This window comes from Cognataquiflexum aquatile (assembly GCF_003316845.1).
GTDB lineage: Bacteria > Bacteroidota > Bacteroidia > Cytophagales > Cyclobacteriaceae > Cognataquiflexum > Cognataquiflexum aquatile.
This window is the reverse complement of sequence record NZ_QMIK01000002.1, coordinates 74,523-92,581: the sequence shown is the minus strand read 5'-3', so window position 1 is coordinate 92,581 and position 18,059 is coordinate 74,523. Positions and strand designations below refer to the sequence as shown.

The following is an 18,059-nucleotide window of genomic DNA, read 5'->3' as shown; positions in this document are numbered from 1 at the left end:
ACAATCCACTGAACCGCTAATCCTTCCCCATTGGCTACGATTTCAAATAAATACGCAATACCCAGCCCAAATAGAAGAAAATGAGAGTTTATTTAGACAATGCCGCCACCACTGCCATGGACGACCGCGTGATCGAGGCCATGCTTCCTTTTATGAGACAGCATTACGGCAATCCTTCATCCGTACACAGCCATGGAAGGGAAGTCCGGTCTGCGATCGAAAAGGCAAGAAAGAAAGTGGCGGAATTGCTCAATTCCTCTCCTACTGAAATATTTTTTACTTCAGGCGGTACAGAAGCTGACAATACTGCACTCGTCTGCGGCATAGAAACTCACGGGATCAAGCATGCCATCACTTCCCCGATAGAGCATCATGCCGTCTTGCATACTTTGGAGGATTGTGCCAAAAAAGGAAAGGTAAAACTCAGCCTTTTGGATGTCAATAATAAAGGAGAAATCAACCTTGACCAACTCAGGGAATTGCTTCAGGCGAATCCCAATTCGTTGGTTTCCCTGATGCATGCCAACAATGAAATCGGAAATATCAATGACTTGGCTGCCATCGGTGGTATGACAAAAGAATACGGGGCTTTCTTCCATTCGGACACCGTGCAGACCATGGGACATTTTGTCCATGATCTCAAAAATCTTCCTGTAGATGCCATCGTGTCCGGTGGGCACAAATTCCACGGACCAAAAGGTTCAGGTTTTTTATATGTGAGAAAGGATAAAAAAATCCATCCCTTCATCCACGGCGGTGCCCAGGAAAGGAATATGCGTGGAGGTACCGAAAATGTCATCGGCATCGTAGGCATCGCCAAAGCCTTGGAACTTGCCTATGAAGATATGGCAGGACATCGCGCCCATATAGAAGGATTGAAAAAACATTTTATTGAATCACTCCAATACCATCTTCCTGAAGTCGGATTCAATGGGCTTTCAGCGGATTTTGAGAAAAGTCTCTACACGGTATTGAATGTGAGTCTGCCTCCTTCTGAAGAAAACAGGGGCATGTTGCTTTTCAACCTTGACTTACATGGGATATCGGCTTCCGGCGGATCGGCCTGCAGCAGCGGTGCTACTGTCGGTTCGCATGTACTCCGGGCAATCAACCACGATCCCGAAAGAGAATCCGTGAGGTTTTCCTTCAGCAGGTTCACTACCAAAGAAGAGATCGATTATACTGTGGAGAAGCTGAAAGAACTCTATGGGGTGACGGTTTGATTTTGAAGAATAACTCTTCCAAAGTTTCAAACTTTGGAAAAGATTTTATTTGGGTTTAATCTCAGTTCCATTGATTTTCCTGAAGTACTTGTCAGCCCCGTCACGATAGCTGTCATTGGCAAACAATTGGTCATTGCAGATAAATAATCTCCCTGAAATCAAAAATATCGCCGGGTCAGTATCAAACCCATAATAGTTGAAATCTACTGTTTTTAGCGTCCAAGAAAAATCCGCTATTCCGGATTTGTCTTCCTTCTTGCCTGTACCATCATCGTAAAAGGTGATTTTGGTGCCTGAATACATATTGGAATCTTTTTTCATTCCTTCCCTTGATTCAGGACAACAGACTGTAAACTGCCATTCCCAAGTTCCCAATACTTCTGTTTCAAGGACCGATTTTTCCAAAGAACCTGAAGCTGTACATTCGCTGAAGTCAGGGACGCTTTTGTCGATACAGGAAAACAAAAGGGGAATAATAAACAATATGAGATAGGCAGATTTTTTCATCTCTTGCGGATATTTAATACTTCGTTTAAAGGTTGGAAAAAATAATCAAAAAAAAACGTTTAGGTCAAAAACTTTTAAATCACTAAATTTTGGTTTTAATCCTGTCTCCAAATTTTAAGTCAAGAGTTGCTCATATCTTTTTTAAATACCTACCCGTTAATGTTTACCAAAGACCCATTTATGAACCCATACCCGAGAGTGAAATTTGTTTGCCTGATCCTTGCTTTTTCGCTTTTTAGTCACTTTTCCATGTCCCAAGTGGTAGGTTTAGGAGAAAAAATCCCTGCATTTGAAGTACTAGATCTTAAGACGGATGAGGTTAAGAAATTTGAAAATCAAACCGGAAAAATCATTCTAATCGACTTTTGGGCAACATGGTGCGGACCTTGTATTGCGGGAATGCCGCATTTGGAAAGTCTCCAAAAGACTTTTACTTCTGAAATTCTGGTGCTCGCTGTCAGTGATGAAAGTCCGGAAAGAATTAAAAAATTTATGGTGAACAGGCCTTTCGGTTTTTCCTTTGTATCAGATAAAGAGAAGAATCTGCAGAAATATTTCCCACACAGGATTATCCCGCACACAGTTTTGATTGATAAGTACGGCGAAGTGATAGCCATTACCTCACCGGATCAAATCACCGAAAAAACAATCCGGGACTTATTGGATGGAGAAAAACCTATTATGCCATTAAAACAGGAGCAGGTAGGTTTTGATCCCAGCCATGATTTTTTTGAAGTGGACGAGGATGTAGATCAATATTTTGTGATCCAAAAGGAATTCGAAGGTGTTCCCACTTTTTCCAAAGTTCCAAATCAAGGAACATTTGCAAATAGAAGAATAACAGCCCATAATTTCTCAATAGAAGGACTTTATAGGATGGCATTTCAAAAAAGCTCCATGAGGTTAGAGCATTTAATTGATAAAGAATTGGTAGCCTATAAACCCGGAAACCTATACAGCGTGGACGTGATTGTGTCGAAAGGAAGTGAACCTTACCTTCATGAATATTTTGCAAAAGGGCTTACTGAATGGTTTGAGATAAAAGGAAAACTTGAAAAAAGGGCTACCGAGGTATTCGTTTTGTATTCAAAAGGACAGCCAAACCTGACAGAATCAAAAGATTATAGCTACTACAGTGGACGAAGCGGTACATTTCAAAGTGAGGGAGCATCTATGAATGATTTGGCCGAATATCTTGAGGATTTTGATATTTTGGGTTTACCTGTAATAAACGAAACCAATCTCAATGGCACCTATTTCTTTGACCTGAATTTTGAACAGGAAAATCCCCAAAGTCTTATCGATGCCTTAAAAAGTTTAGGCTTGGCAATCAAAAAAGAATCTCGGGAAATTGATGTATTGGTTTTGTATAAGGATTAAGGTTTTGGAGAGTTAAATACTCTTCCAAAGTTTCAAACTTTGGAAAAGATTCTTACACCTTTCTACTCCGCAAACTGCAACCTTACCAGATTGGCATAAAACCCATCTTCCTGCAAAGCCAATTGTTCGTGTGTTCCTTCCTCGACAATCTCCCCTTCTTTGAGCACATAAATCCTGTCCACCTTGCGGATCGTGGATAAGCGGTGGGCGATGATAATGGTCGTCCTGTTTTTCATCAGTTCATCCAATGCCTCTTGTACCAATGCCTCAGATTCAGCATCCAAAGAGGACGTCGCTTCATCCAAAATCAAAATCGCAGGATCTTTCAGGATGGCCCGGGCAATAGCCACACGCTGACGCTGTCCACCGGAAAGTTTGATCCCTCGCTCACCTACTTTGGTTTCCATTCCTTCCGGAAATTTGCTTATAAACTGCCAGGCATTTGCTTTTTTGGCGGCTTCGATGATTTCTTCCTCTGAAGCATCGGGCTTGGCGTAAGCTATATTTTCTTTGATGCTTCCACCAAATAATAGGACCTCTTGAGGGACGATTCCGATATTGGATCGGAGTTGCTTCAGATTCCAGGTGTCGATAGATTTGCCATCAATCAAAATCTGACCTTTGTCTATCGGGTAAAACTTCAACAAAAGCTGGATAATGGTAGACTTGCCGGCTCCGCTTTGACCTGCCAAAGCGACTTTTTCGCCGGCAGGAATTTCAAAGTCTATGCTTTTGAGCACTTCCATTTCGGGACGGGTAGGATAAGAAAACCGCACACCTCGGAAGCTTACTTTTCCTTCCATCGGGACTTTTTGGAAATCTGCTGTGGAAACTTCCGGTGATTCGCCCAAGATTTCCAAAACCCGCTCAGACGATCCTATGGCTTTTTGGAGTTGGCCATAAATGTCTCCCAAGCCCGCAATCGACCCGCCGATAAATGTGGTATAGAGTACAAATGAAACCAAATCTCCCACGCTCATGTCTCCGGAAGCGACTAATGTCGCGCCGTACCACATCACCGCTACGATGCCGCCAAACAAAGCAAAAATGATAAATGAGATAAAAGCGCCTCTGAATCCTGCGGCTTTCAGTGCTACCGCCACGACTTTATTCAATCCTTTTCTATACCTGTTGGATTCGTATTCTTCACCAGCAAATGATTTGACAGTCATGATGGACTGCAATGTCTCTTCCACAATCACATTGGCAGCAGCAAGTTCATCTTGGGTTTCTTTGGAGAGTTTGCGGATAAACTTCCCAAAGACCATCGCAATGATCACCAAAACCGGGAATGTCGCCAACATAAAAAGTGTCAATTTGGGGGTGGTCATCATCAGGAAAATCACCCCAGCTACCAAAGTGATAATCTGTCTTAGCAGTTCAGCCAAGGTTGTAGAGAAAGTATCCTGCAACATGCTGACATCTGCCGTGATCCTGCTGATCAATTCTCCGGTTCTCCTTTTGTCAAAAAAGGTCATCGGCAACTGCACCAATTGGCTGTACAATGAAATCCTGATGTCCCGCATACTTCGCTCGGATACTTTGGCAAAAAGCCAGACCCTGAAAAAGGAGAAAATACTTTGAACCAATAATATTCCTAACAGGATAAAAGCGATTCCGTTGATGTCATCTACCAACCATGTTTTCCCTGAAGCTGTATCGATGAGTTTTCCCGCCACATAGGGAAAAGTCAAGAGTGTCAAACTTGAAAATATGAGGAAAAGCATCCCCAGGAAAAAATTCAATTTGTAAGGTAAGATAAACCTAAAAATCCCCCCAAGCTTACTCAGATTCTGTTTGGTCAACTTGCGCTTTTCGTGCTCTTCAAGGGCATTGCCTCTCTTTTTTGCCATGGATACTTTTAATTCTGAATTCCTAACCTGCAAATCTAAACAATATGCCCATAGACCGAAGATAAAAGATCAGATTTTCAGGGAGAGAACCTGACTGTTGAAATATTTATTTTGAAAATAGGCTGGCAGTCCAATTACAAGTTGTGTATTTTTATAAAAAACCAAATTTCAAACCCATGAGCGCCTCTACCTTGACTCCCGCCCAAGTAGCTGATTTTCACCGGGACGGTTACGTCCTGGTCAAAGGATTCTGTTCTAAAGAAGAGACAGAAAAAATGTACAGGACAGCCATCGAAGACGATGCCATGAGAAAAAACGCATTGGACCTCAATGACCTTTCAGGGAAGAAAACAAGACTTTCACTTTGGTTTAAGCCCGGGAATGATGTTTTTGGATACCTGACAAGGAGTGAAAAAATGGTGAGGTCAGTGGCTAAATTGTTGGACAGTGATGCACCTGTCTGTCACTTTCATTCCAAACTCATGCAAAAAGAACCACGTGTCGGCGGAGCTTGGGAATGGCATCAAGACTATGGGTATTGGTACAAGAACCAGTTTGTGTTTCCCGACCAACTCCTTAGCGTCATGGTGGCATTGACGGAAGCCAACAAGGAAAATGGCTGCCTTCAGGTAATAAAAGGTTCCCACAAATTGGGAAGGGTTAATCACGGGTTTTCGGGGGAACAGGTCGGCGCGGACATGGTCATGGTCGAAAATGCCCTCAAAACAATGGAATTGGTGTATTGTGAAATCGATCCGGGAGATGCCTTGTTTTTTCACAGTAATTTGCTGCACAGGTCAGAAGCCAATCTTTCTGACAAACCCCGTTGGTCCATCATTGCCTGTTACAATTCCCAATCCAACCTAGCCTACAATGAAACATCCACTTCTTGGAAAACTCCTGTAGACATGGTTCCGGATGAAGCCATTTTGGAATGGGAGGCAGACTCACTTTCCTCTGCCGATTTTCTCAAAAAGGAAAATGATCCCGCGCTAAAAGAAACAGGTTGGGAAAAAGATGTAAAGTCCTCTTGATTCCAATTTCATCAATATGAAAATAGCATACTTTTGCCCGCTTTGGGGCTCCGAAGCCATCCATTTTGAAGATTTTTTAAACCGTGTTTTAGAGGCAGGGTATGACGGTGTGGAAATGAGTTTTCCTTTGGATGAAAAGGAAAGAGATCAAAAGGCAAATCTGATTAATTCTTATGGTTTAAAGTTGATAGCCCAACATTGGGAAACTGTCGATGCTGATTTTTTGGTCCACAGCAAAAATTTTGAAAGAAGACTCAGAAATTTGGCTGCGACCAATCCCCTATTTATCAATTCCCAAACCGGCAAGGACTACTATTCCTTTGATCAAAACAAAGCCTTATTTGAATTGGCATCCCAAATTTCAATTGAAACAGGAATCCCTGTCCTTCATGAAACCCATCGGGGCAAATGGAGTTTTGCTGCCCATATTACCAAAGGTTACCTTGACCGCCTTCCTGAACTGAAAATCGCCTTGGACATTTCCCATTGGTGTGTGACTGCGGAATCCTTTTTGGAAGACCAAGAGGAGGCTGTTCAGACGGCCATAAGGTCGACAGCTCACCTTCATGCGAGGGTTGGGTATACAGAAGGGCCGCAGGTTCCTGATCCAAGAGTTCCTGAATGGAAACCCGCTTTGGAGAGGCACTTTATGTGGTGGGATCAGGTAATTGAAAAGGCTGCTAAAGAAGGTAAAAAAACCTTCACGGTGACACCGGAGTTTGGAGCACCGCCTTACATGGTCCTGCATCCCCAGACCGGTGAACCCCTCGTCAATCAATGGGAAGTAAATGCATGGATGATGGAAGCTTTCAAAAAAAGGTATCTTTAGACTAATGTTTAAATCCCGCAGACTGCGCAGATTTTCGCAGATAAATTCCTAAAGTAATCTCTATAAGTAGGAAATTCTGCGGCTGTCTGCGATATCTGCGGGAGGAGATTATCTCATGATTAATCACATAAGTACCACTAACCAAAAAAGATCAAAAAATGAACAAGTTCTTATTTGCCACATTGATAATAAGCCTGCTTTTGGTAGAAAACATCGAAGCCCAATCCAAAAAAGCACTGTTTCCTGACACACCCGGGATGGTTTCTTACACTTACCGGCACAGCTTTCAAAAGGATGTAGCGTCCACTTTGGACACTTTGCAGGCTATGGGCATCAAGGACATGGAGTTTTCCAATCTGTTTGGAAAGACGGCAGCGGACTTGCGGACAATGTTGGATGAGAGGAATATGTACTGTTCGTCTTTTGGGGTGAGTTATGCCGATCTGATGGAAAAAACCGATCAGGTAGGGGAAAATGCCAAGACCCTTGGAGCAAAGTATGTCAGGATTGCATGGATTCCCCACACTGCTCCATTTGATTTGGTGGCTGCAGAAAAAGCTATTGCAGATTTCAATGCAGTTGGGAAAGTGTTGAAAGAAAAGTATGACCTTACTTTTTGCTACCATAACCATGGCTATGAGTTTCATCCACATGGGGACGGGACACTATTTGACCTGATGATTCAGAAAACTGACCCCAAGTATGTGAGTTATGAAATGGACATTTTGTGGACGTTTTTTCCCGGAGAAGATCCTGTGGTTTATCTCGAAAAATACGGAGAAAGGTTTGCTTTGATGCATTTGAAAGACTTGCGAAAAGGAGTGGAAGGAAACATGTCCGGAGGAACACCTGTAGAAAATGATGTTGCTCTTGGTACCGGACAATTGGATATTCCGGCCATTTTGGTTGCTGCCAAAAAAGCAAAAGTGAAGCATTACTACATTGAGGATGAAAGTCCGGTGTACTATATTCAAGTTCCCCAAAGTATGGAGTATTTGAAAAGCTTGAAAAAATAAGTGGTCCACGGTCCACGGTCGATAGTCCATGGCCACGGGAAATGAACTTCACTCCAAGTCCTAAATGTTCAGCGTCAAGAAGGCGTACCCATCTATAAAAAGTTGGATTAAGTACAATATCAATTAGTATCTAATATCCATTAATATCAATTTCTCGAAATTAGGCCAATTAATTTAAGAAGCTATTTCCTCCCGAATATCCTCCTAAAAAACTGTTTCTCCTTTTCCCAAAAGAAGGAAAACTGACCAAATACAAATCCCCACATCAGGAGAATAATCTGGTAAAGAGGCAATACCAAGAGCAGGTAGAGGACGGTTTTCCAAAACCCGCCCCTTTCCATACTAACTCCCAAAAAGTCAAAAATCGGTTTTTTGATAAATAAAATCGTGAAGCCTGTCAGCGCAAAGACGATGAGAATCAAGACAACCTGTAGCAGGCTATTCAGTTTCCATTTGGTCTGAAGCCTGGTCAGGAAGTTCGGTTTGGGTTCTTGAGACATTTTTGATTTTTAAAGGTAAAGGGAATCTCAGGGACATTTTGAAATGACTTTGGGTGAATTTTAAGGGAGAGTAGATTCAATTTTCGACCCTAAAGACTGGATAGCGGTTATGTTCTTTCTCTTTCCATGGAGAGCGTTCATGAACCCATCTCAACTGTGCACCTGCATTCTTGGCCAATTCCTCATCTTTTGCTTTTTCCTCCTCCAGCTGCTTTTTGAGTTCGGGGTTTTGCTTCAGGAATTCAGCAGCCAAGTCTTCAAAGACATAGGCTGAAAAACCTTCTTTGGCCTGAAGAATGGTATCAAAGAAATTCCATGCAAAAAAGCTGTCCTCTCCCTGCGGTTCCAACACTTCCATGATATAGCGGTTGGTTTCCTGATTCATTTCAATCATGTAATCTCCTTTTCTGAAAGTCAATGCAGACTGGGATTTTTCAACCTGTATCCCGGTATGCAGGTAATGTCCTTCGAAAGGACGCTGCCTGGTTTGGAAATCTTTGATATGGTAAACGGTGACTTGCATCGTTGTATCGGTTTTCAGTTGTTCGGTTCTGATTCCGTTTCTCTGGAGGTTTTCAATCACCGGATACCAAGCTTGAGGAATGATATAGGCTTTTGGTTTTTCGATGACCAAGCCATCGGAATAAGTATCAAAGAATTTTACTTCTTTGGAAAAGGGCTTCGTCCGGTCATAATATAGCCTGGGAAGCCCTGAGATTTCTGAAGGTTTTTGACCCGATTCATAGCCGTTAAACTCAATCAGTGAATGTTGATTTTTGTCCAACACGTGGTTTAAGGCAAATTCTTTTTGGGTTTTTCTTGCCATCCGGTCTGCCTTTGCCATTTCAACGATTTTATCACCATCTTTTTGGAAGACTTCAATAAAGGTTTCAAACAGCGCATAGGTGGATTTCACCCTTTGGTCACAGGGCTTCAGCATGTGGGTCTCCGGCATGAAACTCAGCGTACTGAAAAGCGCCGCATAGCCGCTGCTATACCTGCCGCTGTCCTTGAATTGGTTCCAACCGTCTTCGGGTTTTGATCCATAGGCATTGACATAGGGAACCATCGGGAATTCTTTGGCTTTCATCTTTTCATACAGCATTGGATTCATTTCTTGATCCAGATAGGTACCCAATTTGCCACCAAGTCTGTTGTGTTGGGTGGAGATCAAAGTCATCACATGCTGGTAATCGGCACCGTTGCTGACGTGCGTATCGATAAATACCTGCGGCCTCAGCCAATTGAAAATCTGCTGGAATGACTTGGCATTTTTGGTATCTGCTTTTATAAAATCCCTGTTAAGGTCAAAGTTTCTTGCATTTCCACGGAAGCCAAATTCCTCTGGACCGTTTTGGTTGACGCGGCTAAATGAGCCTCTGTTCAGGTGACCACCGATATTATATACCGGGATGATGGCCATGGCGAGGTTTTCTGGAACCTCGATTTTTTTGAGCAAAACATCCCTCAAAAACATCATCGAGGCGTCTATGCCATCGGGTTCCCCAGGATGGATGGCATTGTTGATGAAGAGTACGAGCCGGTTGGTATCATGCCATTCTTTGGGATCAAAAGCGCCTTTTCGGTCAAATAGGACCACATGCAGGGGAAGTCCGGCATCTGTCATGCCCATCTCCACAATTCTTACTTCCTTAAAATCATCAGCCAGAATCTGAAAATATGCGATCACATCATGGTAAGTTGGAGTTTCCTTTCCGCCGCTGGATTCAAATTGGGTCTGATATTTTTTTTGGGCAATAGCTGAAAAGCCAAGGCAAAATGCCACCAATAGGAAGAAAGGTTTTTTCATGCCCGAATTTGGGGAAAATGGCTAAGTAATGCTAAGGGAGATTGTAATTATTAGGCATTGAAAATCTGAAATCCATTACATAAAGTACGTGACGTAAAGTGCGTAACGTACTTTACGTAATGGCCCTCCCTTTTAATCAGATTTTGGAATATTGGCCACTTGCCGGCTGAAAGAAAAAAAGCAACAAATAATATGTCAAAACTGTAAAATGAAAAAACCCACCCGATCATTGGGTGGGTTCGTCTAAATCGAGCTTTTGCTTACCACTCAAACAAGCCTTCATTCAGGCTTTTCAGGGCCTCATTTTTATATTTTGCATCCAATAAGAGAGACACGTTGTGGCGGCTTCCACCATAAGAAACCATTCTGATCGGATAATCCTTCAGGCAATTCATGATTTTGGCCATGGTTCCTTTGGATTCGGCAATCATATTTCCCACTATCGAAACTATCGTCTGATTGCTGTCCACCTCCACGGTTCCGTAAATTTCAAGTTCTTTGATGATTTCTGCCAAATGGGAAAGGTCATCAATAGTCACCGAAACAGCCACTTCTGAAGTAGTGATCATGTCGATGGATGTTTTATACTTTTCAAATACCTCGAACACCTTTCTCAAAAACCCATAAGCCAACAGCATCCTGCTTGATTTTATTTTGATGGCAGTGATGCCGTCTTTGGCTGCCAGGGCTTTCACTCCCGAGCCCTGTTCTTTGGCGGTGATAGTTGTTCCGGGTGCATCCGGTTCCATGGTATTCAGTAATTTGACGGGGATGTTATATTGCTGTGCCGGCCAAATGGAAGCTGGATGGAGAATTTTGGCTCCGAAATAGGCCAATTCCGCTGCTTCGTCAAATGAAAGTTGGGCGATGGGACGGGTTTTGTCCACGATCCTCGGGTCATTGTTGTGCATGCCATCGATGTCAGTCCAGATTTCAATCACTTCAGAATTGATGGCTGCCCCGATCAGGGATGCCGAATAATCAGAACCTCCTCTTTTGAGGTTATCGACTTCATTTCTGTGGTTTTTACAGATATAACCTTGTGTCACAAAAATCCTGTCTTGGGGATAGTTTGCGAGAATGGCTTTGAGTTTTTCGGAGATTTTCTTCAGTTCCGGTTCATGGTTTTCGTCGATACTCATGAAATCCAAAGCCGGCAAGAATACCGCTCCGATCCCTAATTCCTGCAAGAGTGTAAAAAACAGCTTGGTGGACAGGAGCTCTCCCTGTGCCAAAATATCCCTGTTGATGGCTTCGTTGAAGGAGATTTTCAAGATGATATTCAAAAACTCAAAGTGTTCTTTGATGATTTTTTCGGCCTTTTTTTGCGCAGCATCGGATTTGAGCAGTTGCTTGTAGAAGGTAAGGTAGTGCTGGTGTAGCGCTTCGATTTTTTCTTTAGCCAAGTCTTTGTTGGCATCTGCCAAAGCTTCGCCTATAGCCACGAGGGCATTGGTTGTCCCTGAAAGTGCCGAAAGGACGACAATTTTTTTGTTGTTGTCTCGGGTTATCAGGTCTTTTACTTGATGCATTCTCTCGGGTTTGCCCACTGAGGTTCCCCCGAACTTCATTATTTTCATAATGGATATGGTTTAAAAGGTTTGTTCTTTTTGAAGTGGGTCAAAATCCCAACATTTTGATAGCGGTGATGGCTGCTTCATCCCCTTTGTTACCGTGTTTCCCACCGGACCTATCCAAAGCCTGTTGAAGGGTATTCGGAGTCAAAACACCAAAAATTACCGGTTTGTTGAACTTCAGAGCAACATTGGTAATTCCATGGGCTACGGCATCACAGATAAAATCAAAGTGCCTTGTTTCTCCCTGAATCACACATCCTAGGCAAATGACGGCATCGATTTCTTCCAATTCTGCAAGCCATTGAGCCCCAAGGGTCAGCTCAAAGGAACCCGGCACATTCTTTCTGAATATATTTTCTTTCTTGGCACCGTGCATCAACAATGTTTCTACCGCGCCGGAGAAAAGAGATTCCGTCACTTGCTCATTCCATTCAGAAACGACTATGCCGAATTTTTTACCGGAAATATCCTGGATGTTTTTGTCAGAATACTGACTTAGACTTTTCAATGAAGTTGCCATGGGAGTTGGGTTTTTGGTATAAATAAAAAAGAGTAAGACCACAGGGCCTTACTCTTCCAAAATGCTTTTGAAATATCAAAGCATTACTTAGAGGCAAGGCCTTCCAAGCGCGCTTTGTGTTTTCGTGCGTTAGTATATTCAAATGACTCAAAGTACTTGTCTTCGATTTCGCCATATGCTTTGATAGCATTGTCAAGGTCGCCTGCTTCTTCGTAAGCCACGGCTAATTTGCTCAGGTAACGAGGTGCGAAAAATTTGTTTTCCTTATGGTCAATGGCTCTTTTATAAGCAGCGATCGCGTCTTTGGTATTGTCCAACTCCATGTAAGCATCTCCCAATAGGGCAAATGCTCTTGCCTGAACAAAAAAGTCATCTGCAGAGAATTGTTTTAGGTGATCGACTGCCTTTTGAAATTCGCCTTGAGACAAATAGATCGAACCAACATAGAAGTGGGCAAGGTTAGCTGCGTCAGTTCTTCCATAATCGTCGATGATTTTTAGGAAACCCGCGTTGGAACCGTCACCGTTCAGCGCAAATTCTATGCTGTCCTGCTCAAAGTAATACACAGCCTGAAACATTTCAGCCTGGGCTTTGGTGTTTTTATTTTGGGTATCTATCTGCAAGTACAAAATAGCTGCGATCAATAAGATTACACCTACGAGTATACCACCAAATATTTTTGAATTCTTTCTGATAAAGGCTTCCCCTCTTTCCAATCTTCCTTTGATTTCTTCCGGATTTTCCAGAAGCTCATGCTGATGCGCAGATTGGGATTTCTTTGTTTGTTTCGTAGCCATTCTTTAAAATTTTCCGCCGCAAATATAAGGCTTTTACTTAATTCACAAATAACAATAAAAAAAACCAGTCATGAATATGTTCACTTATACCCATGACCGGTTTTGGTTCTTGTCGTATTTTATTCCATTACAAAAGGATAATCCTCCTGCATATATACATCCTCAAATGCCTTTTCACCATCAGGCCAAGGTGATTCTTCTGCAAATTTGACGGAATCGTCTACCTGTTGCTTCACTCTTTTGTCGATTTCGGCTAATTTTTCCTCTGTCAATATTTTATTGTCAAGAATGGTTTGCTTCACCTGCTCGATTGGATCTCTCTGCTTATATTCTTCTACTTCCTCCCTTGTTCTGTATTTTTGGGGATCTGACATGGAGTGACCCTTGTATCGGTAAGTTCTGAATTCCAACAATGTCGGTCCGTCACCTCTTCTTGCCCTGTCGGCAGCTTCAGCTACAGCTTCATGGATTGCTTCTACATTCATCCCATCTACAGGGAATGAAGGCATATCGTAAGCTTCACCGATAGTATATAATTCAGTGACATTGGAAGTTCTTTCTACAGAAGTTCCCATGGCGTAACCATTGTTTTCGATAACGAATATCACCGGGGTTTTGTATAACATGGCAAGGTTCAATGCCTCGTGCACAGCACCTTGTCTTACCGCACCATCACCCATATGACAGATACAAAGGTTTTTTGTCCCTCTGTATTTCTCAGCAAAACCGATTCCAAGGCCCATAGGAACCTGTGCACCCACGATTCCGTGGCCTCCCATAAATCCTCTTTCCTTATCAAATATGTGCATGGATCCACCCTTACCTTTTGTGGTGCCGGTAGCTTTTCCATACAATTCAGCCATCACAGCTCCGGGATCAGTGCCCAATCCAAGTGGATGCGCATGGTCACGGTATGCAGTGATCCACTTATCATCTTTGTCCAATGCGGTGATCGCACCTGCAGCGCATGCTTCCTGCCCGATATATAAATGACAAAATCCTCTGATTTTTTGTTGTCCGTATAATTGACCTGCTTTTTCCTCAAACTTCCTCATCAACAGCATGCTTTCGTACCAGAATGCATATGTTTCTTCGGAATATTTCACTTTTGCTTTGGGAGCTGTACTCTTCTTTGCCATATCGTATAACGTAAAATATGCTAAATTAGGCCTCAAATATAATCAAACAGGCTGAATTTTAAGGCCGAGTGCGAAATTAGTCAAAAACCCCACAGATTCTAAGCATGCACCTCAAAAATATCCGCCTTAAGCAGTTTAAGAATTACCAAAAGGCGGAAGTGCAGTTTTCCCCCGAAATCAATTGCTTTGTTGGGGTCAATGGCAGCGGGAAAACCAATCTATTGGATGCGATTCATTATCTCTGTCTGACCAAAGGGGCTATCAACGGCGTGGACCAACTTAATGTGCTTCATGACCAAGAATTTTTTACGGTTTTTGGAGACTTTGACCTTGAGGGAAAAGAAATCGAGGTCAGGTGTATTTTTGAAAGTGGAAAGAAAAAGCAGTTGCTGCAAAACGGCAAGGCAATAGATAAAATGAGTGACCACGTAGGGCTATTGCCGGTGGTCATGATTGCACCTGATGATACGATGCTGATCAAGGATGGAAGCGAAGAGAGAAGGAGATTTTTTGACAACATGCTTTGCCAAATGGACAAGCAGTACCTTGAAAAACTTGTCAGGTATCAGCATTTTCTCAAACAAAGAAATGCCCTGATCAAGCAATTTGCCGATAGAGGAAGGTGGGAAAAGTCCCATGTTGAGCCATACGACAGGGAGATCATCTCGCTTTCACAATTTTTGGCAGCGGCAAGGAATGCCTTTTTGGAAGAATATATTCCTCTGCTCAAAGAATATTATGCCATCATTTCTGATAACCACGAGGCGGTGAATATCACTTACGAAACCAATTGCCTATCAGAAGATTTTTCAAATCAGTTTCTCCAGAATGCCCAAAGGGATTTCATCTTGAAGCGGACCAACATGGGAATCCATAAAGATGATTTTGTCTTTGAAATCGGTGGCTATCCCCTCAAAAAATTCGGTTCTCAGGGACAGCAGAAATCATTTGTAATCGCACTCAAGCTGGCGCAGTTTCAGATTTTCCTGACTCATAAAAAGACAAAACCTGTTCTGCTACTGGACGATATCTTTGACAAGTTGGATGATAACAGAATAGAAAAGCTGATGAAGTTGGTGGCTGACCACCGCTTTGGTCAGCTTTTTATCACAGATGCAAGGCCAGAGAGGTCAAAAGCGATCCTAAGTGAAATTGGTGCCGAAAGCAGGTTTTTCCTAATCGAGGAAGGCGAAATTTCCCCGTGGAATCAATAATTTACTTTTTGATCTGACTGTCAACAGAATATTTTCCCGGACCTGCAAGGAACAAGAATATGAAAATCAGGAGAAACAGCAAGGGCTTTTCTTTAGAACCAAAAGGATCATCCGCATGGGCGATAAAGGCCGCGACAGACATCGTAATCATCAAGGGGATCAGTGAAAGTCTTGTTAGAAAACCAAATGCCAATAAGATCGCACAGAAAAACTCTGCAACTATTGCAAGCTGAAGAGAAATAGCCGGACCCAAACCGATCGGATCGCTGAACTTGGTAAGGTAGGTGCTGAAATTTGCAATTTTCGGCCAACCATGTGTCAACATCAGCAAAGCTGCGCCGATCCGTAAAATTGCCAATGAGATGTCCTGAAAATAGGATGAGGTCGAGAAGATAAGTTTTTTCATTTTTTGGAATCCAAATGGTACATAATGTGGTTTAATCAACCAAATGTAATAAGAAATCGAAATCAGATTTCTAAATTGTACCCTTAATACCTCGAATTAATCATCCAAACAATAAATATGAAACCATCTCGCAACTTCATTTTACGGGCTCTGACCCTGTTTTTCACCTTTTCGGCCCAATTGACGGCATCTGCCCAAACCCCAACCCAAGCTTATTTGGACTATATGTCAGGCTTGGAAAATTATGTCCAAAACGACCTTTATGGAAAAGTTTCAACCATCCTATATGATGCTGAAGCCGCTCCATCAGCCGATGATTACATCCAATTTTGCAAAGGAGTGAAAGCCGAAATCGGTCAATTTTACGAGCAAAATTCCAAAGGGCTTTTGGAACAGGAGAAAATCGGAGCCCAGACTTTTTCCCATACCATGTTGCTTCAACTAGGCGAACTCTATCTGGATAGGGTGCAGGACCTAGAACCCGCACAAAAACTGGGTTTCTTGGATCAATATTTTGAAGGTATCGGCCTGAATTCAGACATTGATAACCTTTCAGAGGACCTGTCTAGGTCGATGATGATGACCTTACATGCTGCCATGGGGATCCCTTTTGGAATGCCAAATACCGAAGTCGAAGCTTATATCAATGGAATGGCTGAACCAAAAAAAGAGCTATTTCAGGCAGCCTTTATCTTGAATGACATGCTTATGCTGACAGGAGGCTATGAATCGAGCAAAAATCAAGTGGCAGGTTTCAGAAATTCTTATCCCAATTCCATCTATTTGGCAGATGTCAATAAAAGTCTCTCTGCCATCGAAAAACTCAAAGAAGGAGCAGTTATAGAAAATTTTTCTTTTGTCGATTTGGAAGGAAAGTCCGTCAGTCTGATGGATTACAAAGACAAGATAATTTATCTAGACCTTTGGGCATCTTGGTGCGGACCGTGCATCAATACTTTCCGGACCAAGACACCTTTTTTCGAAAAGAAGCTGGAAGGAAATCCGGACATTGTCCTGATGTATATATCTATCGATGAGCAACCCGAACCGTGGAAAAACTACCTCAGCAAAAACAAAATGGGCGGAGTACACCTCTTTGCGGGAAAGGGATTCGAAGCAGATATAATGAAATACTTTAAAGTTTGGGGTATTCCCCGCTACCTGATCATCGGCAAGGACAATAAGATCATTGATGTCAATGCACCTAGACCCGGAGATGAGGCCTTTGAGGTTTTGAAGGAAATTTCGGGAATGTGATTCGTTTAGAAAACAAAAAAGGGCTGCCCAGATCGTTCTGGGCAGCCCTTTTTTTGATTTGAAAATTTTTATTTCCAAAGTTTCTCAGGATATTCTCCTGACTCGTGCATTTTTTTCAATGAATCGATCACGACAGGTTTGTCCTCGGTGTAGGTGACGCCAAACCATGTTTTGCCACCTTCCAGGATTTCGAAAGCAGCTTCGCCTGATTGGATCAGGTTGTTGGCCACCGTCGGGATATAAAATTCAGACTTGAGATTCTCTTTGTTGGCAGGCAAGAAATCAAGCCACATCTTTTCAATATCGGAAAACACATCTTGGTGAAAACCCCAAAAATTCATGGATACGGGTGTTCCTTCTTTGATTTCGATCACTTCACCGTCTCCTTTGGCAAGGATTTTTTCTCCTTCCCTGGCGATGGAAGTCCTTTCGATCATGCCGATGAGTTGGTTGGCTTCATTCATGGAACATACGCCGCGACTGACGGTGCCATGCTCAGAAAGTACATTCTGAATCGCATATCCTACCATGGCATGCAGGTCAGGTCTCACATTTTCAACCAGAAATTTACCCAAAACTTCAAAAGCTTCTTTTCCATAAAAGTCATCCGCATTGATTACTGCAAATGGTTCTGCGATGGCGTCTTTGGCACAAAGCACCGCATGGGCTGTTCCGTAAGGTTTTACCCTTTCAGGATTTTGGAATTCCACAGGGACAAAACTTTTAATTGATTGAAGTACAAAGTCCACTTCAATTTTGCCCTCCAGTTTTGGTAAAAGTAGGTCTTTGGCAGTTTGAAGGATTTCCTCTCTGACAATCAGGACTACCTTACCAAATCCCGCACGGATAGCATCATAGATTGAATATTCCAAAATAGTCTCTCCATTAGGTCCAAATCCATCGATCTGTTTGTTTCCTCCGTATCTGCTGCCCATTCCGGCGGCAAGGACTAAAAGTGTCGGTTTTTTGCTCATAAAATATTGCTCATGTTTTTTCA

17 protein-coding genes are annotated in these 18,059 nt (G+C 42.6%); 7 read left to right on the top strand and 10 right to left on the bottom strand.

Annotation, left to right across the window (positions count from 1 at the left end):
- Positions 1 to 80 precede the first annotated feature (80 nt).
- Positions 81 to 1,223 (top strand): cysteine desulfurase family protein, encoded by a 1,143-nt coding sequence (locus DQW11_RS06820; protein ID WP_113923318.1) that lies wholly within the window; start codon positions 81 to 83, stop codon positions 1,221 to 1,223.
- 45 nt (positions 1,224 to 1,268) lie between these two features.
- Here DQW11_RS06820 and DQW11_RS06815 read toward each other — a convergent pair whose 3' ends face one another.
- Positions 1,269 to 1,730 carry a hypothetical protein gene (locus tag DQW11_RS06815; protein WP_113923317.1) on the bottom strand — a complete coding sequence of 154 codons (462 nt, stop codon included), beginning with the start codon at positions 1,728 to 1,730 and terminating at the stop codon, positions 1,269 to 1,271.
- A 180-nt stretch (positions 1,731 to 1,910) separates the two neighbouring features.
- Between DQW11_RS06815 and DQW11_RS06810 the strand changes: the two genes are divergently transcribed.
- Positions 1,911 to 3,110 (top strand): redoxin domain-containing protein, encoded by a 1,200-nt coding sequence (locus DQW11_RS06810; RefSeq protein WP_198669859.1) that lies wholly within the window; start codon positions 1,911 to 1,913, stop codon positions 3,108 to 3,110.
- A gap of 62 nt (positions 3,111 to 3,172) precedes the next feature.
- Here DQW11_RS06810 and DQW11_RS06805 read toward each other — a convergent pair whose 3' ends face one another.
- Positions 3,173 to 4,963, bottom strand: a complete 1,791-nt coding sequence (locus DQW11_RS06805; protein ID WP_113923315.1) for an ABC transporter ATP-binding protein — start codon at positions 4,961 to 4,963, stop codon at positions 3,173 to 3,175.
- A 176-nt stretch (positions 4,964 to 5,139) separates the two neighbouring features.
- Here DQW11_RS06805 and DQW11_RS06800 point away from each other — a divergent pair, with 176 nt between their 5' ends.
- From DQW11_RS06800 to DQW11_RS06790, 3 genes are all read left to right on the top strand, one after another.
- Positions 5,140 to 5,997 (top strand): phytanoyl-CoA dioxygenase family protein, encoded by an 858-nt coding sequence (locus DQW11_RS06800; RefSeq protein WP_113923695.1) that lies wholly within the window; start codon positions 5,140 to 5,142, stop codon positions 5,995 to 5,997.
- 16 nt (positions 5,998 to 6,013) lie between these two features.
- Positions 6,014 to 6,826, top strand: coding sequence for a sugar phosphate isomerase/epimerase family protein (locus DQW11_RS06795; protein ID WP_113923314.1), 813 nt, complete (start codon positions 6,014 to 6,016; stop codon positions 6,824 to 6,826).
- Positions 6,827 to 6,984: 158 nt separating this feature from the next.
- Positions 6,985 to 7,842, top strand: coding sequence for a sugar phosphate isomerase/epimerase family protein (locus tag DQW11_RS06790; RefSeq protein WP_113923313.1), 858 nt, complete (start codon positions 6,985 to 6,987; stop codon positions 7,840 to 7,842).
- A 182-nt stretch (positions 7,843 to 8,024) separates the two neighbouring features.
- Here DQW11_RS06790 and DQW11_RS06785 read toward each other — a convergent pair whose 3' ends face one another.
- The 6 genes from DQW11_RS06785 to pdhA form a co-directional block, all read right to left on the bottom strand.
- The gene (locus DQW11_RS06785) at positions 8,025 to 8,342 is read right to left on the bottom strand and encodes a DUF6787 family protein (RefSeq protein ID WP_113923312.1); all 318 of its coding nucleotides are present in this window, start codon (positions 8,340 to 8,342) and stop codon (positions 8,025 to 8,027) included.
- Positions 8,343 to 8,418: 76 nt separating this feature from the next.
- Entirely contained in the window at positions 8,419 to 10,152 is a 1,734-nt protein-coding gene (locus DQW11_RS06780; protein ID WP_113923311.1) for a M14 family metallopeptidase, read from the bottom strand.
- Positions 10,153 to 10,412: 260 nt separating this feature from the next.
- On the bottom strand, positions 10,413 to 11,732 hold the full coding sequence (locus DQW11_RS06775) for an aspartate kinase (RefSeq protein ID WP_113923310.1): 1,320 nt from the start codon (positions 11,730 to 11,732) through the stop codon (positions 10,413 to 10,415).
- Between the two features lie 40 nt (positions 11,733 to 11,772).
- On the bottom strand, positions 11,773 to 12,249 hold the full coding sequence (ribH, locus tag DQW11_RS06770) for a 6,7-dimethyl-8-ribityllumazine synthase (RefSeq protein ID WP_113923309.1): 477 nt from the start codon (positions 12,247 to 12,249) through the stop codon (positions 11,773 to 11,775).
- Positions 12,250 to 12,332: 83 nt separating this feature from the next.
- Positions 12,333 to 13,046, bottom strand: a complete 714-nt coding sequence (locus DQW11_RS06765) for a tetratricopeptide repeat protein (RefSeq protein WP_113923308.1) — start codon at positions 13,044 to 13,046, stop codon at positions 12,333 to 12,335.
- 119 nt (positions 13,047 to 13,165) lie between these two features.
- Positions 13,166 to 14,185, bottom strand: a complete 1,020-nt coding sequence (pdhA, locus tag DQW11_RS06760; RefSeq protein ID WP_113923307.1) for a pyruvate dehydrogenase (acetyl-transferring) E1 component subunit alpha — start codon at positions 14,183 to 14,185, stop codon at positions 13,166 to 13,168.
- A 104-nt stretch (positions 14,186 to 14,289) separates the two neighbouring features.
- Here pdhA and recF point away from each other — a divergent pair, with 104 nt between their 5' ends.
- On the top strand, positions 14,290 to 15,399 hold the full coding sequence (gene recF, locus DQW11_RS06755) for a DNA replication/repair protein RecF (RefSeq protein WP_113923306.1): 1,110 nt from the start codon (positions 14,290 to 14,292) through the stop codon (positions 15,397 to 15,399).
- 1 nt (position 15,400) lies between these two features.
- Here recF and DQW11_RS06750 read toward each other — a convergent pair whose 3' ends face one another.
- A complete protein-coding gene (locus DQW11_RS06750; protein ID WP_113923305.1) occupies positions 15,401 to 15,805 on the bottom strand; it encodes a DoxX family protein in 405 nt (134 codons plus the stop codon).
- A 117-nt stretch (positions 15,806 to 15,922) separates the two neighbouring features.
- Between DQW11_RS06750 and DQW11_RS06745 the strand changes: the two genes are divergently transcribed.
- Entirely contained in the window at positions 15,923 to 17,062 is a 1,140-nt protein-coding gene (locus DQW11_RS06745) for a TlpA family protein disulfide reductase (protein WP_113923304.1), read from the top strand.
- Between the two features lie 68 nt (positions 17,063 to 17,130).
- Here the strand turns inward: DQW11_RS06745 and DQW11_RS06740 are convergent, their stop codons facing one another.
- The gene (locus DQW11_RS06740) at positions 17,131 to 18,036 is read right to left on the bottom strand and encodes a nucleotidyltransferase family protein (protein ID WP_113923303.1); all 906 of its coding nucleotides are present in this window, start codon (positions 18,034 to 18,036) and stop codon (positions 17,131 to 17,133) included.
- Between the last annotated feature and the right edge of the window lie 23 nt (positions 18,037 to 18,059).